This window comes from Pseudomonas sp. H26/SER47-MNA-CIBAN-0231, from assembly GCF_040310465.1.
Lineage (GTDB): Bacteria > Pseudomonadota > Gammaproteobacteria > Pseudomonadales > Pseudomonadaceae > Aquipseudomonas > Aquipseudomonas atacamensis.
Window position 1 is genome coordinate 90,570 of sequence record NZ_JBEOPW010000001.1, and the last position, 19,172, is coordinate 109,741.

Consider the following 19,172-nt stretch of genomic DNA (forward strand, 5'->3'; position numbering starts at 1 on the left):
GATCAGACTTCGTCAGGGCTGCGCAGATTGGTGACTGCGATTCGCTGTTCGCGGCGCTGTTCCTTCTGCGATGGCATGTCGGCGCGATACACGCCTTGATCACCAACGACCCAGGAAAGCGGACGACGCTCCTGTCCAATCGATTCCTGCAACAGCATCAAGCCTTGCAGAAATGCTTCCGGACGGGGCGGGCAGCCAGGTACGTAGACGTCCACGGGCAGGAACTTGTCCACCCCTTGAACCACGGAGTAGATGTCGTACATGCCGCCGGAGTTGGCGCACGAACCCATGGAGATAACCCATTTAGGCTCGAGCATTTGCTCGTAGAGACGCTGAATGATCGGCGCCATCTTGATGAAGCAGGTACCGGCGATAACCATGAAGTCGGCCTGACGCGGCGAGGCCCGGATCACTTCGGCGCCAAAGCGCGCGATGTCGTGGGGCGCCGTGAAGGCGGTGGTCATTTCCACGTAGCAGCATGACAGGCCGAAGTTGTACGGCCACAGGGAGTTCTTACGTCCCCAGTTGACCGCGCCACTCAGCACGTCTTCCAGCTTGCCCATGAAAATGTTTTTGTGGACTTGATCTTCTAACGGATCGGCAACGGTTTCCCGCTGGCCAATCGGATACTGCTCGTTAGGAGCATCGGGGTCGATCCTGGTGAGATTGTATTGCATTGCCAAAGCCTCATTGTTTCAGCTTCGCCTGCCGCTTGCGACGAGCTTCCGGAGCCCAGTCAAGGGCGCCCACTCGGAACAGGTAGACAAGACCTGCCAACAGAATTGCTATGAAAACGAGAGCTTCGACGAATCCGGTCCAGCCGCTTTCGCGGACGGACACAGACCATGCAAAGAGAAAGAGGGCTTCGATATCGAAGATCACGAAGAGCATCGCGACCAGATAGAATTTGGCTGAGAGCCGCAAGCGGGCGCCACCGGTAGGTAGCATGCCCGACTCGAACGGTTCGTTTTTGCTGCGACCCCAGGCTTTTGACCCGAGGAGGCTGGAGACGCCAAGCATGAAGGCACACAGGCCGACGACACCCAGAAGGAAAATGGCAAAGCCCCAGTTGTGGGCCATGAGTCCTGTCGCTTCGGGCATGCTGGTAATCCTTAACAGAGAGCAAAGGTCTCTGAGCTTGATAAAGAAATAAGGCAGTGACGATATGTCGCAGCAATCAATCGGGCTGATTTTATGGCTAAACACCCGGCAAGTAAAATTCCAAAGGCGAAATTATTTACCGGATTAAGGACATAGCGCCTCCTGAAGGCGCTGCGGCCCATGCGTTGCGGGCATTAGCCGGGTTTCCATCAATTATGTTTTGTAGAGTTTGTAACGAACATAGTTGCTGCTAAATGATAATTGATATCGTTTGGCGTGGTTTTGTAACTGTTTAACGAGTGAGTGGCTGGGAAGTTGTCTTACTTGCGCGTTACTGCAAGTAGCGAAGCCTACCGTTTTAGCGGAAATTTCTGACGCTTGTAGCGCTTCAGATCAATGTTTCGTCTCGCGGCTGACGGTAGCCCTGTGGGAGCGAGCCTGCTCGCGAAAGCGGTGGATCAGCCTCCAGATGTGCAAGCTGACTTATCGCCTTCGCGAGCAGGCTCGCTCCCACCGGGGATTTATGGGGGCTTTGAGATTCCAGCAGGCAAAAAAAACGCCCCGATCCAGTCGGGGCGTCAGTTTTGCGGCTCTGCGGTTAGCTTTTTATCCGACCCGCAAAGGCCGTTTGCTCATGTGTAGCCGAATCAGTGGAACTGTTCTTCTTCGGTCGAACCGGTCAGCGCGGTCACCGACGACGAGCCACCCTGGATCACGGTGGTCATGTCGTCGAAGTAGCCGGTGCCCACTTCCTGCTGGTGAGCCACGAAGGTGTAACCCTTGGCGGCGTCAGCGAACTCCTGCTCTTGCAGTTTCACGTAGGCAGTCATGTCGTTGCGGGCGTAGTCGTGCGCCAGGTTGAACATGCTGTGCCACATGTTGTGAATGCCGGCCAGGGTGATGAACTGGTGCTTGTAACCCATGGCAGACAGTTCGCGCTGGAACTTGGCGATGGTCGCGTCGTCCAGGTTCTTCTTCCAGTTGAAGGAAGGCGAGCAGTTGTACGACAGCAGCTGGTCCGGGTATTCCTTCTTGATCGCTTCAGCGAAGCGACGGGCTTCTTCCAGATCCGGCTTGGCGGTTTCGCACCAGATCAGGTCGGCGTACGGAGCGTAAGCCAGGCCACGGGCGATCGCTTGATCCAGGCCGGCACGTACCTTGTAGAAACCTTCCTGAGTGCGCTCGCCGGTCACGAATGGCTGATCGTACGGGTCGCAGTCGGAAGTCAGCAGGTCGGCCGCGTTGGCGTCGGTGCGGGCCAGAATGATGGTCGGCGTGCCGGCAACGTCAGCGGCCAGACGGGCAGCGGTCAGCTTCTGTACGGCTTCCTGGGTTGGCACCAGAACCTTGCCGCCCATGTGGCCGCACTTCTTCACCGAAGCCAGTTGGTCTTCGAAGTGAACGCCAGCGGCGCCTGCTTCGATCATGCTTTTCATCAGCTCGTAGGCGTTGAGTACACCGCCGAAACCGGCTTCAGCGTCGGCCACGATTGGTGCGAAGTAGTCGATGTAGCCGTCATCGCCCGGGTTCTTGCCGGCTTTCCACTGGATCTGGTCAGCACGACGGAACGAGTTGTTGATGCGCTTGACCACGGTTGGCACCGAGTCCACCGGGTACAGCGACTGATCCGGGTACATCGATTCTGCGGAGTTGTTGTCCGCAGCCACCTGCCAGCCGGACAGGTAGATCGCCTGGATACCGGCCTTGACCTGCTGAACAGCCTGGCCGCCGGTCAGGGCGCCCATGCAGTTGACGAAATCTTTCTCTGGACGGAAGGACGGCTTGGCACCCTGGGTGACCAGGTTCCACAGCTTCTCGGCGCCCATCTTCGCGAAGGTGTGCTCAGGCTGAACCGAGCCACGCAGGCGGACCACGTCGGCAGCGGAGTAAGTGCGAGTCACGCCTTTCCAGCGCGGGTTCTCGGCCCAGTCTTTTTCGAGGGCTGCAATTTGCTGTTCGCGTGTCAGTGCCATGGAGATAAACCTCGTCGCGTCTTTTATGAAAAGTTGTTCTGCGGTGGAAAATTCCTGCGCTCGCTGACCAGAAGCTTAGGTGGTCAAGTCGGATTCGGCGGGGTAGGCGACGGGATGAACGATGGGCTCGAGGGGAAGTGAGCAGGTAGTGGCGGACTGCGGGGCGCATGCGGGCGTCGTGGGCCTTTATACGGTCTGCAGCGTGAAGCCGGGTTACCTAAATACGCTTCCGTCCCTCGGGACAACTTCGTTCCAGTCGGCAACCTCGTCAAACACACCTTGTGGGCGGTACAGACACGAAACGGCTCGCGGGGTAGGTGCGAGCGGCGCTTCGAAGGCCCTTGCCAGGGCCTCTGATTAGCGGGAGCGAGGCCATCATGCCTTCGCTTTTTTTTCGCGTCAAACGTTTTGTAGTGCTTTTTTTCAAGCACTACATCTTTCGTCTAATACGACTAATCAGTCAGTTTTCGGTGCTTTAGTCCAGCGTGTCGACTTTCACCCGCAAGGTCATGTCATCCCGGCCTTGAGTAGAGTAGCTGCGGGTCAGGCCCTGTTTATCGGCCTGAGTCTGGCTGTTGACGCCCGCCAGAGTGATCCATTCACCGAGGCGTCCGGTGACGGTTGTGTCGGTGCTTTGCACGTTCACTACATCGGGACGTTCCTGGCTCATGCGGTCACGGTTGGTACTGATCGCCAGATGAACGGTCTCGCCGCTGACGCTGGCGGTGACGTAGAAACCCTGGGTGACGTTGCGGTATTGGGTCTCGCTGCTGTAACCGCCGTAGGAATCGCTCTGGGTGTTGGTGATCGGCACGCTTTGGCCAACCTGAATCAGCGCCGGAGTGCCTTCACTGGTCTGCACTTGCTGAACGCCGCCGTTGCGGCTGGTGGTGCTGCGGCTGATGATCCGGGTCTGGTTCGGCTGCGCGCCGTTGACCGAATAGCCTTCGTCGCCGCGGCCATTGTTTTCGTTGGTGTCGACAGTGATCAGCAAGCGCTTCGGCGCGGTATCGAGTTGCGCCAGCAGATCCTTCAACTCCTGAATCTTGCCCGGCTCGGCTTTGACGATCAGCTGATTGCCGTAAGCGCTGACCTGACCGTCCTGGCCGATGAAATCCTGCGCCACTGGCAACATGTCAGCGCTGGTGTGGTATTTGAGGGGGACGATTTCTGTGGCTGCCAGCACCGAAAAACTGCAGCCGAGCAGCAGGGTGGTGAGCAGGGTGCGTAGGGACATGTCCGTTATCTCCGCGTTCGAAAGGCTTGATATTGCCAGTTTGTCGGCCCGGGGTGGGGCAAGTTGAATCGTAGACAGCAAAACGCCCCGGCATCTGAAAATGGCGGGGCGTTTTGTGGTGTTCTTGCGGCCTTTTGTGGTGAGGGGATTTATCCCCGCTCGGCTGCGCAGCAGTCGCCGACCCAGCGCGCTCGATTTAACTGACTCACCGAGTTTGCTGGATTTGGGGCTGCTTCGCAGCCCAGCGGGGATTTATCCCCTCGCCACAGGGATCTACAGAGGTCTCGGAATCGCTGTCAATCAGGCCGAATGCCGAACCATATCGACATGCGGAATCCCGGCCTCGAGAAACTCCTCGCTGACCAGGCTGAAACCCAGGCGCTCATAGAACGCCGTGGCCTGCACCTGAGCGCTGAGCTTCTGTTGCTTCAAACCGCGTGCTTCGGCTTCGGCGATGACCGCTTGCATCAGCGCGTCACCGACCTTCATTCCGCGCCAGTCTTTGAGTACCGAAACCCGACCGATATGTCCATCGGGCAACAGCCGCGCCGTGCCGATCGGGAAGTCGCCTTCGAACGCCAGAAAATGCACGGCGGTCGCGTCATCGGCGTCCCACTCAAGCTCGGGTGGCACCGATTGTTCGGCGATGAACACCGTTTCACGAATGCGCCGGATCTCGGCGATATCCTTCTGCCAGTCTGCGACACGAACGCGAATTTTATTCATCGGCGAACCCCAGGCTCCCTTGCTTGACCAGTTCGCAGAGCAGGCTGCGGCCGTCTTCGTCGCTCAGCCACTCGCCGAGGTTATCGGCGTGCAGAGCGTCAGCGGCGCAGATCAGCTTCAACAGTTCGCGCAGCTTGCCCGGCAGGTAGCGGCTCTGGCCACTGGCGAACAGCAGCAGATCGTCATCGACTTCCGACCAGGCCAGGCGCGCGCTCGGGTTGCGGATCAGCACGGCGCCGTCCTGCAGGGCGGCGAGGAAGTCTTCTTCTTCGACGTCTTCCGGGCCGACCACCAGTTCCGGGTAGCGCGGCTCGGTCATGTACTGGCCGAACCAGGTCAGCAGCAGACGCTCGTCGCTCATGTGCTCGGCGAGCAGGCTTTTCAGGCGATCCAGCGCATCGTGTTGAATCTGGTGCGGATCGACCGCCGGCTTGGCGTCGGCATCGGTGTAGCGCTCTTCGTCGGTCAGGAACTGGCTGAGGAAGTCGGTGAAGTGGGTCAGCACTTCAGCGGCGCTTGGCGCGCGGAAGCCGACCGAGTAGGTCATGCAGTTGTCGACCGCGACACCGCAATGAGCCAGACGCGGCGGCAGGTAGAGCATGTCGCCCGGTTCCAGCACCCATTCTTCGGTCTCGTGGAATTCAGCGAGGATGCGCAGGTCGGCGTGTTGCAGCAGCGGGCTCTCGGAATCGCACATCTGGCCGATTTTCCAGTTGCGCTTGCCATGGCCCTGCAGCAGGAACACATCGTAGTTGTCGAAATGCGGGCCGACGCTGCCACCCGGGGCGGCGAAGCTGATCATCACGTCGTCGACGCGCCAGCTCGGCAGGAAGCGGAAGTTTTCCAGCAGTTCGCTGACTTCCGGCACGAACTGGTCAACCGCCTGCACCAGCAGCGTCCACTCTTTTTCTGGCAATTTGCTGAACTCGTCTTCGGCGAACGGGCCGCGACGCAGTTCCCATGGACGCTCGCCATGTTCGATCACCAGGCGCGATTCGACTTCTTCTTCCAGGGCCAGGCCGGCCAGTTCGTCGGCGTCGATCGGGCTTTCGAAGTCAGGAATCGCCTGACGGATCAGCAGCGGTTTTTTCTGCCAGTAGTCACGCAGGAATTCGCGTGCTGTGAGGCCGCCCAGAAGTTGAAGAGGAATATCGGAATTCATATGTAACCTATTGAAAAAAAGCACTTTTCAGACGGGAATAAAAACGCCCGGCGCGGCCGGGCGTCTCAAACGGGGCAAACGGTCGATCAGATGCGTTTGGCTTGTGCCACAGCGTTGCCGATGTAGTTGGCCGGCGTCAGTTGCTTGAGCTCGGCTTTGGCTTCGGCTGGCATGTCCAGGCCATCGATGAAAGTCTGCAACGCTTCAGGGCTGATACCCTTGCCACGGGTCAGTTCTTTCAGCTTTTCGTACGGGTTTTCGATGTTGTAGCGACGCATCACGGTCTGGATCGGCTCGGCCAGGACTTCCCAGCAAGCGTCGAGGTCAGCGGCAATCTTCTGCTCGTTGAGCTCCAGTTTGCTGATGCCTTTGAGGCTGGCTTCGTATGCGATCACGCTGTGGGCGAAGCCGACACCGAGGTTGCGCAGGACGGTGGAGTCGGTCAGGTCACGCTGCCAGCGGGAAATCGGCAGCTTGCTCGCCAGGTGCTGGAACAGTGCGTTGGCGATACCCAGGTTGCCTTCGGAGTTTTCGAAGTCGATCGGGTTGACCTTGTGCGGCATGGTCGAGGAACCGATTTCGCCAGCGATGGTGCGCTGCTTGAAATAACCCAGGGAAATGTAGCCCCAGATATCGCGGTCGAAGTCGATCAGGATGGTGTTGAAGCGCGCAATGGCGTCGAACAGCTCGGCGATGTAGTCGTGCGGTTCGATCTGCGTGGTGTACGGGTTGAAGCCCAGACCCAGCTCGTCTTCGATGAAGGCGCGGGCATTGGCTTCCCAGTCGATCTGCGGGTAGGCCGACAGGTGCGCGTTGTAGTTGCCGACGGCGCCGTTGATCTTGCCCAACAGCGGCACGGCAGCGACCTGAGCGATCTGACGCTCGAGACGGTAAACCACGTTCGCCAGTTCTTTACCCAGAGTGGTCGGCGAAGCCGGCTGGCCGTGGGTGCGCGACAGCATCGGCACGTCGGCGAAACGGATCGCCAGTTCGCGGATGGCGTTGGCAGTCTGGCGCATCAGCGGCAGCATCACGTCGTCACGGCCTTCACGCAGCATCAAGGCGTGGGACAGGTTGTTGATGTCTTCGCTGGTGCAGGCAAAGTGGATGAATTCGCTGACCTTGGCCAGCTCCGGCAGCTTGGCCGCCTGCTCTTTGAGCAGGTATTCGATCGCTTTGACGTCGTGGTTGGTGGTGCGCTCGATCTCTTTGACGCGCTCGGCGTGCTCCAGCGAGAAGTTTTCAGCCAGTTCGTTGAGAACGGCGTTGGCCTCGGCGGAGAAGGCTGGCACTTCAGGGATGCCAGCGTGGGCGGCCAGGCGCTGGAGCCAGCGCACTTCAACCAGAACGCGGGCACGGATCAGGCCGTACTCGCTGAAAATCGGGCGCAGGGCCTGGGTTTTGCCGGCGTAGCGGCCGTCAACAGGGGAAACCGCAGTGAGCGAAGAGAGCTGCATGGGGTGTTCTCGGACAGTCGGGCAACGAAATGGGGCGCGTATCATACATGAAAAAATCCGCCGGTCCGTCGCCAACTGACCGGCGTATTACGCGTTACAGACTACAAAGCCTTCATGACGCGGCGTTTACTCGCTGCGCATCAATGGATAAAGCTCTTTGAGCAGCTTGCGGCGGCTGATCACCAACTGCCAGCGATGGCCGCCGAGCTGACGCCACAGGCGCGCCGAGCGGATGCCCGCGAGGAGCAGGGCGCGGATCTTCGAGGCGTTGCTCGGCTGCTGCAGGTTGCGCATGTCGCCGTGCACCTGAATACGCTGGCGCAGGGTGCTCAACGTGTCCTGGTACAACGCACCGCAAGCGGCGACGACGTTTTCGTGGGCCGGGCCAAAGTGCTCCACCTGCGCCTGAATCTGCGGCAGGCGTTTGGCAATCGTCTCAAGCATGTCGTCACGCTTGGCCAGTTGCCGCTCCAGACCGAGCATCGACAGGGCGTAGCGCAACGGCTCGCGCTGCAAGGTGCTCGGATCGCGCTCCAGCGCGCCGATCAATGCGCGGTAACCCTCGCGCAGATTGATGTCGTCGCCGCCGTAGACGTCCAGCGTATCTTTTGGGTCGCGGACCAGCAGGCTGCCGAGCATGCAACTCAGGCCGGCTTCGTTGGTCTGGCCAGTCTTGGCGATGCGATCGACCAGCACGGCGGCGAGAAACACGCCGCCCAGCGCCGTCAGTTGCTCCTGAGTCGGGCTCATGCCTGGTCGCTCCACGGCTCGGCCACTTCGATCACGCCGCCGCCGAGGCAGATTTCACCGTCATAGAAAACCACCGACTGGCCCGGCGTCACCGCACGTTGCGGTTCGTCGAACACGGCGCGATAGCCGCTGGCGGTTTTTTCCAGGGTGCAGGCCTGATCGCTCTGGCGATAGCGCACTTTCGCCGTCAGGCGCAGCGGCTGGCTCAGATCGATCGGATTGACCCAGTAGATTTCCGAAGCGAGCAGGGCGCTGGAGAACAGCCATGGATGGTTGTTGCCCTGACCGACGATCAGCTCGTTGGTCTGCAGATCCTTGCGCAGCACGTACCACGGCTCATCGCCAGCATCCTTCAAGCCGCCGATGCCGAGGCCCTGACGCTGGCCGATGGTGTGGTACATCAAGCCGTGGTGACGGCCGATGACTTCGCCTTCGGTGGTCTTGATCTCACCCGGTTGTGCCGGCAGGTACTGCTTGAGGAAATCGCTGAAACGGCGCTCGCCGATGAAGCAGATCCCGGTGGAATCCTTCTTCTTGGCGGTGGCCAGTTCGTATTTCTCGGCAATCGCGCGGACTTCAGGCTTTTCCAGTTCGCCGACCGGGAACAGGGTCTTGGCGATTTGTTCGCCGCCGACGGCGTGCAGGAAGTAGCTCTGATCCTTGTTCGGATCGAGGCCCTTGAGCAGTTCGGTGCGATCATCGATATCACGGCGGCGCACGTAGTGGCCGGTGGCGATCAGGTCGGCGCCGAGCATCATCGCGTAGTCGAGGAACGCTTTGAACTTGATCTCGCGGTTGCACAGGATGTCCGGGTTCGGCGTGCGCCCGGCCTTGTATTCGGCGAGGAAGTGCTCGAATACGTTGTCCCAGTACTCGGCGGCGAAGTTGGCGGTGTGCAGCTTGATGCCGATCTTGTCGCAGACAGCCTGAGCATCCGCCAGGTCGTCCATGGCGGTGCAGTATTCCGTTCCGTCGTCTTCTTCCCAGTTCTTCATGAACAGGCCTTCCACTTCGTAACCCTGCTCGATCAGCAGAAGGGCAGAAACGGAAGAGTCCACGCCGCCGGACATGCCGACAATGACGCGCTTCTTGGATGTGTCAGAAGGGGCTGGATCACGCATAGGGATTCAATGAGTGTCTTGGAAAAGGGCGCGATTCTATCAGGCTCGCGGCCGCAAGGCTAAAGAGAAGGGCGGATCAGTTCGAGGCTGAAGTGATGACCGGCCAGATAATCGTCGATGCAGCGGATGATCAGCTCGCTGCGCCAGTTGTCACGCTGGGCGATTAATTCGTCGCGGGTCAGCCACTTGGCGCCGACGATGCCGTCGTCAAGCCGGTAATCCGGGTGATGCTGCACGGCTTTGGCGCTGAAGCATATGCGCTGGTAAGTCACGCCGTTGCTCGGTGCGGTGTACAGATAAATGCCGATCACGCCTGTCGGTTCGACGTCCCAGCCGGTTTCTTCGAGGGTTTCGCGAATGGCCGCATCGATCAGGGTTTCATCCGGATCGAGATGGCCGGCGGGCTGGTTGAGCACATTGCGCCCACCTTTGTGCTCTTCGACCATCAGGAAACGGCCGTTGTCCTCGACGATGGTGGCGACGGTGATGTGGGGGAGCCATTCCATAAAACCTTCCTCAATCTATTGGTTGAAACCCAATCCCTGTGGGAGCTGGCTTGCCAGCGATAGCGGTGGTTGAGTCACCATCCATGCTGGATGATAAACCGCCATCGCTGGCAAGCCAGCTCCCACAAAGTTTTGTGGTGATCACAAAACCCGGAAACACAAACCCCGGCACAAGGCCGGGGTCTGTTCACCGCATTACAACCTTAAACCAGCGCAGCAATCGCCGCGTTGAAGGTTGCGCTTGGGCGCATGGCCTTGCTGATCAGCTCGGCGTCGGCGTGGTAGTAACCGCCGATGTCGACTGGCTTGCCCTGCACGGCGTTGAGCTCGGCGACGATGGTTGCCTCTTTCTCGGTCAGGGTTTTGGCCAGAGTCGCGAACTGCGCTTGCAGTGCAGCGTCTTCGGTCTGGGCAGCCAGGGCCTGAGCCCAGTACATCGCCAGGTAGAAGTGGCTGCCGCGGTTGTCGATGTTGCCGACTTTGCGCGATGGCGACTTGTTGTTGTCGAGGAACTGGCCGGTGGCCTGGTCCAGGGTTTTCGACAGCACCAGTGCTTTCGGGTTGTTGTAGTTCACGCCCAGGTGCTCAAGGGAGGCGGCCAGGGCGAGGAACTCACCCAGCGAATCCCAGCGCAGGAAGTTCTCTTCAACCAGTTGCTGCACGTGCTTCGGCGCCGAACCGCCGGCGCCGGTTTCGAACAGACCACCGCCGTTCATCAGCGGCACGATCGACAGCATCTTGGCGCTGGTGCCCAGTTCCATGATCGGGAACAGGTCGGTCAGGTAGTCGCGCAATACGTTGCCGGTCACCGAAATGGTGTCCTTGCCTTCGCGGGTGCGCTGCAGGGTGTATTTCATTGCATCGACCGGCGCCATGATCTGGATGTCCAGACCGCTGGTGTCGTGATCCTTCAGGTAAGCCTGAACCTTCTCGATCACTACGCCATCGTGAGCGCGCATCGGGTCGAGCCAGAAGATCGCCGGCGTGCTGCTCGCGCGGGCACGGTTGACGGCCAGTTTGACCCAGTCCTGGATCGGCGCGTCTTTGGTCTGGCACATGCGGAAGATGTCGCCGGCTTCGACAGCCTGTTCCATCAGCAGCTTGCCTTTGCTGTCGGTGACGCGAACAACGCCGTCAGCCTTGATCTGGAAGGTCTTGTCGTGGGAGCCGTACTCTTCGGCTTTCTTCGCCATCAGGCCGACGTTCGGCACGCTGCCCATGGTGGTCGGATCGAAAGCGCCGTTGGCTTTGCAATCTTCGATCACCGCCTGGTAGATGGTCGCGTAGCAACGATCCGGGATCACAGCCTTGGTGTCGTGCAGCTGACCGTCGGTGCCCCACATCTTGCCGGAGTCACGGATCATCGCTGGCATCGAGGCGTCAACGATGACGTCGCTCGGCACGTGCAGGTTGGTGATGCCTTTGTCGGAGTTGACCATCGCCAGCGACGGACGAACGGCGTAGACCGCTGCGATATCGGCTTCGATCTGCGCTTGCTGCTCGGCCGGCAGGGCCTTGATGCGTGCGTACAGATCGCCGATGCCATTGTTCAGGTTGAAGCCGATCTGGTTCAGCACGTCAGCGTGCTTGGTCAGTGCGTCTTTATAGAACTCGGCAACGATCTGGCCGAACATGATCGGGTCCGAGACCTTCATCATGGTCGCTTTCAGGTGAACCGAGAGCAGCACGCCCTGGGTCTTGGCGCTTTCGATCTCGGCAGCGATGAACGCACGCAAGGCGTTTTTGCTCATCACGGCGCAGTCGAGGATCTCGCCAGCCTGAACGGTGGTTTTTTCTTTCAGAACGGTGGCAGCACCGTCCTTGGCGATCAGTTCGATCTTCACAGCGTCAGCGGCGTCGATCAGGACAGCTTTTTCGCTGCCGTAGAAATCGCCGGTGCTCATGTGCGCGACGTGAGACTTGGAGTCCTTGGCCCAGGCGCCCATTTTGTGCGGGTGCTTGCGCGCGTAGTTCTTCACCGACAGTGGAGCGCGACGGTCGGAGTTGCCTTCACGCAGAACCGGGTTCACGGCGCTGCCCTTGACCTTGTCGTAACGCGCCTTGGCGTCTTTGTCGGCGTCGCTGGTCACGGTTTCCGGGTAGTCCGGCAGGTTGTAGCCCTGCGCCTGCAGCTCTTTGATCGCGGCTTGCAGCTGTGGCACCGAAGCACTGATGTTCGGCAGCTTGATGATGTTGGCTTCAGGCGTAACGGCCAGGTCGCCCAGTTCGGCGAGGTGGTCGGCTACGGCTTTGTCGCCCAGTTGCTCGGGGAAGCTTGCCAGGATGCGCGCTGCAAGAGAGATATCGCGGGTTTCCACGGCGATATCGGCCGAGGCGGTGTAAGCCTCGATGATCGGCAGCAGGGAATAGGTGGCGAGGGCAGGAGCTTCGTCGGTGAAGGTATAGATGATCTTCGAGCGGGTGGGCATATTCGGATTAACTCTCTCTTCTTTGCTAAAGCGTGCGCAGAAACTCGAGGGGCGCCGGGTAAGCGCGTTCGTTCAAAGTCATCCATGAACCGAATGTCGAGATTCTTCGCGGTGATGTTGGGTGCATCAGTAGAGCGTCAAGCAGTCAGGCTGCGGTAACAACCTGACCAATCAGGCGGAAAGTCTCGTGCTAGAGAGGCCAGCCGTCGTGACCCTGTGGTCAGCGGGCGGCATTATACATAGGTAGCTGGCAATCTGCCGATGGTTCATATGCAACGATTCTCGTCCATTGGTCTAAAGGTCGCAGGGCGCGACCGGGCAAAGACTCGTTACGAATGCTGGAGTTTGGCGCTTTTCCCTTTGCTTTCAGGCTTGTAGGAAACGAGATGTGCGCGGCGCAGGAACATAGGGTTTGCGTGTTGATTCAACTGGGTTACGCTCGAAGCAAGCCAGGTGTTCAATCCAAACAATGGAGTTCAGCATGGGTTACAAGAAGATTCAGGTTCCAGCCGTCGGTGACAAAATCACTGTCAATGCAGACCATTCTCTCAATGTTCCTGATAACCCGATCATCCCCTTCATCGAAGGTGACGGTATTGGTGTCGACATCAGTCCGGTGATGATCAAGGTTGTCGATGCTGCTGTTGAAAAGGCCTACGGCGGCAAGCGCAAGATTTCCTGGATGGAAGTCTACGCCGGCGAAAAGGCCACTCAGGTTTATGACCAGGACACCTGGCTGCCGCAGGAAACCCTCGACGCGGTCAAGGATTACGTGGTCTCCATCAAAGGCCCGCTGACCACTCCGGTCGGTGGCGGCATCCGCTCGCTGAACGTGGCCCTGCGTCAGCAGCTCGACCTGTACGTCTGCCTGCGCCCGGTGCGCTGGTTCGAGGGTGTGCCAAGCCCGGTGAAAAAGCCCGGCGATGTCGACATGACCATCTTCCGCGAAAACTCCGAAGATATTTACGCCGGTATCGAATGGAAGGCTGGTTCGCCGGAAGCCACCAAGGTCATCAAATTCCTTAAAGAAGAAATGGGCGTCACCAAGATCCGTTTCGACGAAAACTGCGGCATCGGCGTCAAGCCGGTCTCCCGCGAAGGCACCAAGCGTCTGGCGCGCAAGGCTCTGCAATACGTGGTCGACAATGACCGCGACTCGCTGACCATCGTGCACAAAGGCAACATCATGAAGTTCACCGAAGGTGCCTTCAAGGAGTGGGCCTACGAAGTGGCGGCCGAAGAATTCGGCGCGACGCTGCTCGATGGCGGTCCGTGGATGCAGTTCAAGAACCCGAAAACCGGCAAGAATGTTGTGGTCAAGGACGCCATCGCCGATGCCATGCTCCAGCAGATCCTGCTGCGCCCGGCCGAATACGATGTGATCGCTACTCTCAACCTCAATGGTGACTACCTGTCGGACGCGCTGGCGGCGGAAGTGGGTGGTATCGGTATTGCGCCGGGCGCCAACCTGTCCGACACCGTAGCGATGTTCGAGGCGACCCACGGTACCGCACCGAAATATGCCGGCAAGGATCAGGTCAACCCTGGCTCGCTGATTCTCTCGGCCGAGATGATGTTGCGTCATATGGGCTGGACCGAAGCGGCGGACCTGATCATCAAGGGCACCAACGGTGCGATCGGCGCCAAGACTGTTACTTATGATTTCGAGCGCTTGATGGATGGCGCGAAGCTGGTGTCGTCTTCCGGGTTCGGGGATGCGTTGATTTCGCATATGTAAAAGTTGCAGGTACGCAAAAACCGCCTGACTCGATGGGTTGAGTCAGGCGGTTTTTTTTGGATGGGTGTCTTGGGTGAGGTTGCTCAGCTCACGACAACAGCGTTACTGATGGCGCCCGTCGCGGCGGCAGCGGCTTCTGCCGCACCTCCAGCTTCATCCACTGTTTTTTTGTCCCGGATCGCGATTGCGTGCAGGCCTATTGGGCCTTGAAGGAGTTCGAAGTACACCTCCTGGCCGGCCTTTAGAGTTTTATAGCCATCCATCTGGATGGCCGAGTAGTGGGCAAACAGGTCTTCTGTCTGGCCGTTCTCGATAATGAATCCAAAACCCTTGGCATTGTTGAACCATTTCACCTTGCCGACAGCCATGCTCAAATCCCTCTGCAACAGACTCCATCGCTGGAGTATCATCCACGACATCCGCAATCGAATTCGATAAAAGAATTGACTCCGCGGATCTTTTTTACCCACTGTGGGCTCTATTGGTTGTAACACCGTTTTCCCGATAGTCAAGGTGACCGGGCAGTCGTAGTTGAAAACGTGTGCAACCGCCCCCACCACTGTATTCGCACAACTGACGAACCTTTTTTTCCATGCATGCAATCAGCCAGATTCGACTAACATTCAATCAGGATCGCCCGCTTCTCCAAAAGGATCTTCCACAGGAGCACGACGACGATTCGGCAGGCGTTGCTGTTCAGGAAGCAAAGCCCGCGTTACAGGCGCCGCCGATGTACAAGGTGGTTTTGTTCAACGATGACTACACACCGATGGATTTCGTCGTCGAAGTGCTCGAGGTGTTTTTTAACCTGAATCGCGAGCTGGCGACCAAGGTCATGCTGGCCGTCCATACAGAAGGACGGGCAGTATGTGGAGTGTTTACCCGCGACATCGCCGAGACAAAGGCCATGCAGGTCAACCAGTACGCCAGGGAAAGCCAGCATCCGCTACTCTGTGAAATCGAGAAGGACGGTTAATCGCCGACCACTTGGGTATGAGGTGAAGCTATGTTAAACCGCGAGCTCGAAGTCACCCTCAATCTTGCCTTCAAGGAGGCTCGTTCGAAGCGTCATGAGTTCATGACCGTCGAACATCTCCTGCTGGCCCTATTGGATAATGAGGCTGCCGCCACCGTTTTGCGTGCCTGCGGCGCAAACCTCGACAAACTCAAGCATGATCTGCAGGAGTTCATCGACTCCACCACGCCATTGATCCCCGTCCATGACGAGGATCGCGAGACCCAGCCAACCCTGGGTTTCCAGCGTGTCCTGCAGCGTGCTGTTTTTCACGTACAGAGCTCGGGCAAACGCGAAGTGACCGGCGCCAACGTGCTGGTCGCCATCTTCAGTGAGCAAGAGAGTCAGGCAGTGTTCCTGCTGAAACAGCAGAGCGTTGCGCGCATCGATGTCGTCAACTACATCGCCCACGGCATTTCGAAAGTACCGGGGCACGGCGATCACTCTGAAGGTGAACAAGATATGCAGGACGACGAGGGCGGTGAGTCTTCTTCTTCAGGCAATCCTCTGGATGCTTATGCCAGCAACCTCAACGAACTCGCACGCCAGGGTCGCATCGATCCGCTGGTCGGTCGGGAATCGGAGGTCGAGCGTGTCGCGCAGATCCTCGCGCGCCGGCGCAAGAACAACCCGCTGCTGGTGGGTGAGGCAGGCGTGGGTAAAACCGCGATTGCCGAAGGCCTGGCCAAGCGCATCGTCGACAATCAGGTGCCGGATCTTCTGGCCAATGCGGTTGTTTATTCGCTCGACCTCGGCGCTCTGCTCGCGGGTACCAAGTATCGCGGTGATTTCGAGAAACGCTTCAAGGCGCTGCTCAATGAACTGAAGAAACGTCCGCAGGCGATTCTGTTCATCGACGAGATCCACACCATCATCGGTGCGGGTGCTGCGTCCGGTGGCGTGATGGATGCGTCCAACCTGCTCAAGCCGCTGCTGTCGTCTGGCGACATTCGCTGCATCGGTTCGACCACATTCCAGGAATTTCGCGGCATCTTCGAGAAGGATCGTGCCTTGGCGCGTCGCTTCCAGAAGGTCGATGTCGTCGAGCCATCGGTGGAAGACACCATTGGCATCCTGCGTGGCCTGAAAGGACGTTTCGAGCAGCATCACAATATCGAATACAGCGATGAGTCGTTGCGTGCCGCTGCCGAACTGGCGTCGCGCTACATCAATGACCGGCACATGCCGGACAAGGCCATCGACGTGATCGACGAGGCGGGGGCCTACCAGCGTCTGCAACCGGTGGAGATGCGCGTCAAGCGTATCGAAGTGCCGCAGGTCGAGGACATCGTCGCGAAGATCGCACGGATTCCGCCAAAGCACGTCACCAGTTCCGACAAAGAGTTGCTGCGTAACCTGGAGCGTGACCTGAAGCTGACGGTGTTTGGTCAGGACGCGGCGATCGATTCGCTGTCGACTGCGATCAAACTGTCCCGCGCCGGGCTCAAATCGCCGGACAAGCCGGTCGGTTCGTTCCTGTTTGCCGGGCCTACCGGTGTCGGTAAAACCGAGGCCGCGCGACAACTGGCCAAGGCCCTGGGCATTGAACTGGTGCGTTTCGACATGTCCGAGTACATGGAGCGGCACACCGTATCGCGTCTGATCGGTGCGCCTCCTGGCTATGTCGGTTTCGATCAGGGCGGTCTTTTGACCGAAGCCATTACCAAGCAGCCACATTGCGTATTGCTCCTTGATGAAATCGAGAAGGCGCATCCGGAAGTCTTCAACCTGCTGTTGCAGGTCATGGACCACGGCACGCTGACCGACAACAACGGGCGCAAGGCGGATTTCCGCAACGTGATCGTGATCATGACTACCAACGCCGGTGCCGAAACGGCCGCGCGGGCTTCGATCGGTTTCACTCATCAGGACCACTCGTCTGATGCGATGGAAGTGATCAAGAAGAGCTTCACGCCGGAATTCCGTAACCGTCTGGACACCATTATCCAGTTTGGTCGCCTCAGCCATGAGGTCATTAAAAGTGTGGTGGACAAGTTCCTCACCGAGCTTCAGGCGCAGCTGGAAGACAAGCGTGTGTTGCTTGAGGTTACTGATACTGCGCGTAGTTGGCTGGCGGCGGGTGGTTATGACTCGGCAATGGGCGCACGTCCGATGGCGCGTCTGATCCAGGACAAAATCAAGCGTCCGCTGGCGGAGGAGATTCTGTTTGGCGAACTGGCCGAGCATGGCGGTGTGGTGCACATCGACATCAAGGACGGGGAGTTGACGTTCGACTTCGAGACCACTGCAGAAATGGCCTGACGGCTGTGGATCAAGAGGGCGCCTTCGGGCGCCTTTTTGTTGCTCGTTGTTTGATGGTTTTGGGTGTATATCCGTTGCTGCGGTTACGGCTGCTTAGGGTTTCGCCCTTACGGCGACTCACTTTTTTTACAAACGCCTAAAAAAGTAAGCAAAAAAACGCTTGCTCCTACGTTCGGCCCTCGCAGGCTCGGGTTCCTTCGCTGCGGGACTGATCCGGGCGCAGCGGCTACGGTTTGCTTCGCTGCACCTCCTTCCGCTGTGTCTGGCTGCGCCAGACGGTCGCTGCGCTCCCACGCCCGGATCAATCCCTCCACTCAGCCTTCCGACGTCGCCGGTGGATCAAGATCAAGAGCACTCGAGCTTGCGCTCATTGTGTAGGAGCTGCCGAAGGCTGCGATCTTTTGCTTTTGCCTTTCTGTGGGAGCGAGCCTGCTCGCGAAGGCGGCCCGCAGGTCAACCCGTTTCTGTCTAATACGCGCGATCCAAGCGCAGGAGCTGCCGGAGGCTGCGATCTTTTGATTTGCATGCTGTAAGCGCGAAACCGCCAGCCCCAAAACCTCAAAACGCAGATACAAAAACGCCCGGCATTACCCGGGCGTTCTGTATTGACTTGATTAACGAGCGCGGTAAGTGATCCGCCCTTTGCTCAAGTCATAGGGCGTCAGCTCGACGCGCACTTTGTCACCGGTAAGAATACGAATGTAGTTCTTGCGCATCTTGCCGGAAATATGCGCGGTTACGACGTGCCCATTTTCCAACTCCACACGAAACATGGTGTTGGGCAGGGTGTCGACGACAGTGCCTTCCATTTCGAAGCTGTCTTCTTTCGACATGCAGTAAAGCCCTCGGTATCCAATGAATGGCCCGGTGCAACTGCGCCAGGCAAAAGCGGCGTGCATTGTGCCCGAAAAATGGTGTTTACGCCAAGGGGTTTAGGCCGCAGGTTCAGTTCAGGATGACCCAGCGCTGATTGATCAGCAATTCGATGGGTCGATATTGCGTCTTGTAATTCATCTTTTTGCAGTTCTTGATCCAGTAACCCAGGTACACGGCCTCAAGGCCCAGACGCTGGCTCTCGGCGATTTGCCAGAGGATTGCGTAACGGCCGAGGCTGCGGCGTTCTTCGTTCGGTTCGTAGAAGGTGTACACCGCCGACAAACCGTTAGGCAGCAGATCGGTGACTGCTACTGCGAGCAACCGTCCGTCGAGTCGAAATTCGTAGAAGCGCGAGAAGGGCAGGTCACGCACCAGGAACGTCGAGAACTGATCGCGGCTTGGCGGGTACATGTCGCCGTCAGCATGGCGCTGTTCTATGTAGCGCTGGTACAGGTCGAAATATTCTTCGCTGAAGTGCGGTTTGACCGGCTGCACCTGCAAATCCGCGTTGCGTTTGTAGATGCGCTTTTGCTGGCGATTGGTGATGAATTGTGCGGAGGGAATGCGCGCAGGCACGCACGCATTGCAATTCTGGCAATGCGGCCGGTACAGATGATCGCCGCTGCGACGAAAGCCCATTTCCGACAGGTCTGCGTAGACGTGCACATCCATGGGCTGACTCGGGTCGAGAAACAGCGTCGTGGCCTGCTCCTCGGGCAGATAACTGCAAGAGTGGGGCTGAGTGGCATAAAACTTCAAACGCGCCAACTCGGTCATGAATCAACCCTCGGGATAAGCTGGTGGATTAAGTGTAAGCCA

At 58.6% G+C, this 19,172-nt stretch carries 17 protein-coding genes; 3 read left to right on the forward strand and 14 right to left on the reverse strand.

The genetic code is table 11. The annotated features are described in order from the left end of the window. Window positions 1-2: 2 nt before the first annotated feature. The 11 genes from AAEZ10_RS00380 to AAEZ10_RS00430 all read right to left on the reverse strand — a co-directional run bounded on the left by AAEZ10_RS00380 (window position 3) and on the right by AAEZ10_RS00430 (window position 12,462). A complete protein-coding gene (locus AAEZ10_RS00380) occupies window positions 3-677 on the reverse strand; it encodes a NuoB/complex I 20 kDa subunit family protein (RefSeq protein WP_016775278.1) in 675 nt (224 codons plus the stop codon). 10 nt (window positions 678-687) lie between these two features. Further along, window positions 688-1,101: an NADH-quinone oxidoreductase subunit A gene (locus AAEZ10_RS00385; protein ID WP_003223812.1), complete on the reverse strand. Its 414-nt coding sequence runs from the start codon at window positions 1,099-1,101 to the stop codon at window positions 688-690. Between the two features lie 647 nt (window positions 1,102-1,748). Beyond that, the gene (aceA, locus tag AAEZ10_RS00390) at window positions 1,749-3,074 is read right to left on the reverse strand and encodes an isocitrate lyase (protein WP_016775277.1); all 1,326 of its coding nucleotides are present in this window, start codon (window positions 3,072-3,074) and stop codon (window positions 1,749-1,751) included. A 475-nt stretch (window positions 3,075-3,549) separates the two neighbouring features. Next, window positions 3,550-4,311 carry a secretin N-terminal domain-containing protein gene (locus AAEZ10_RS00395; protein ID WP_071172902.1) on the reverse strand — a complete coding sequence of 254 codons (762 nt, stop codon included), beginning with the start codon at window positions 4,309-4,311 and terminating at the stop codon, window positions 3,550-3,552. Window positions 4,312-4,611: 300 nt separating this feature from the next. Next, complete coding sequence (locus AAEZ10_RS00400; RefSeq protein ID WP_016775275.1) at window positions 4,612-5,037, reverse strand: GNAT family N-acetyltransferase; 426 nt, start codon at window positions 5,035-5,037, stop codon at window positions 4,612-4,614. Continuing rightward, entirely contained in the window at window positions 5,030-6,199 is a 1,170-nt protein-coding gene (locus tag AAEZ10_RS00405; RefSeq protein WP_016775274.1) for a ribosomal protein uL16 3-hydroxylase, read from the reverse strand. Before AAEZ10_RS00405 ends, AAEZ10_RS00400 begins: the two co-directional genes overlap by 8 nt. Before the next feature lie 86 nt (window positions 6,200-6,285). Next, complete coding sequence (purB, locus tag AAEZ10_RS00410; RefSeq protein ID WP_003223822.1) at window positions 6,286-7,656, reverse strand: adenylosuccinate lyase; 1,371 nt, start codon at window positions 7,654-7,656, stop codon at window positions 6,286-6,288. A gap of 126 nt (window positions 7,657-7,782) precedes the next feature. Further along, window positions 7,783-8,406 carry a high frequency lysogenization protein HflD gene (gene hflD, locus AAEZ10_RS00415; protein WP_016775273.1) on the reverse strand — a complete coding sequence of 208 codons (624 nt, stop codon included), beginning with the start codon at window positions 8,404-8,406 and terminating at the stop codon, window positions 7,783-7,785. After that, window positions 8,403-9,527 (reverse strand): tRNA 2-thiouridine(34) synthase MnmA, encoded by a 1,125-nt coding sequence (gene mnmA, locus AAEZ10_RS00420; RefSeq protein ID WP_350566901.1) that lies wholly within the window; start codon window positions 9,525-9,527, stop codon window positions 8,403-8,405. Before mnmA ends, hflD begins: the two co-directional genes overlap by 4 nt. 59 nt (window positions 9,528-9,586) lie before the next feature. Continuing rightward, window positions 9,587-10,033, reverse strand: coding sequence for an NUDIX hydrolase (locus AAEZ10_RS00425; protein ID WP_041477075.1), 447 nt, complete (start codon window positions 10,031-10,033; stop codon window positions 9,587-9,589). A 203-nt stretch (window positions 10,034-10,236) separates the two neighbouring features. Further along, the gene (locus tag AAEZ10_RS00430) at window positions 10,237-12,462 is read right to left on the reverse strand and encodes an NADP-dependent isocitrate dehydrogenase (protein ID WP_350566905.1); all 2,226 of its coding nucleotides are present in this window, start codon (window positions 12,460-12,462) and stop codon (window positions 10,237-10,239) included. A gap of 481 nt (window positions 12,463-12,943) precedes the next feature. Between AAEZ10_RS00430 and icd the strand changes: the two genes are divergently transcribed. Further along, the gene (gene icd, locus AAEZ10_RS00435) at window positions 12,944-14,200 is read left to right on the forward strand and encodes an NADP-dependent isocitrate dehydrogenase (protein ID WP_024013414.1); all 1,257 of its coding nucleotides are present in this window, start codon (window positions 12,944-12,946) and stop codon (window positions 14,198-14,200) included. Between the two features lie 83 nt (window positions 14,201-14,283). On the opposite strand, the gene cspD is transcribed toward icd, so the two are convergent. Then, on the reverse strand, window positions 14,284-14,568 hold the full coding sequence (gene cspD, locus AAEZ10_RS00440) for a cold shock domain-containing protein CspD (RefSeq protein WP_350566908.1): 285 nt from the start codon (window positions 14,566-14,568) through the stop codon (window positions 14,284-14,286). A gap of 224 nt (window positions 14,569-14,792) precedes the next feature. Between cspD and clpS the strand changes: the two genes are divergently transcribed. Continuing rightward, window positions 14,793-15,176 (forward strand): ATP-dependent Clp protease adapter ClpS, encoded by a 384-nt coding sequence (gene clpS, locus AAEZ10_RS00445; RefSeq protein WP_011334948.1) that lies wholly within the window; start codon window positions 14,793-14,795, stop codon window positions 15,174-15,176. A gap of 30 nt (window positions 15,177-15,206) precedes the next feature. Next, a complete protein-coding gene (gene clpA, locus AAEZ10_RS00450; protein WP_282385153.1) occupies window positions 15,207-17,477 on the forward strand; it encodes an ATP-dependent Clp protease ATP-binding subunit ClpA in 2,271 nt (756 codons plus the stop codon). Window positions 17,478-18,091: 614 nt separating this feature from the next. Here the strand turns inward: clpA and infA are convergent. Both infA and AAEZ10_RS00460 read right to left on the reverse strand, forming a co-directional pair. Next, window positions 18,092-18,310 (reverse strand): translation initiation factor IF-1, encoded by a 219-nt coding sequence (gene infA / locus AAEZ10_RS00455; protein WP_002553999.1) that lies wholly within the window; start codon window positions 18,308-18,310, stop codon window positions 18,092-18,094. Window positions 18,311-18,422: 112 nt separating this feature from the next. Continuing rightward, window positions 18,423-19,130, reverse strand: a complete 708-nt coding sequence (locus AAEZ10_RS00460) for an arginyltransferase (RefSeq protein WP_041477071.1) — start codon at window positions 19,128-19,130, stop codon at window positions 18,423-18,425. Window positions 19,131-19,172 lie beyond the last annotated feature (42 nt).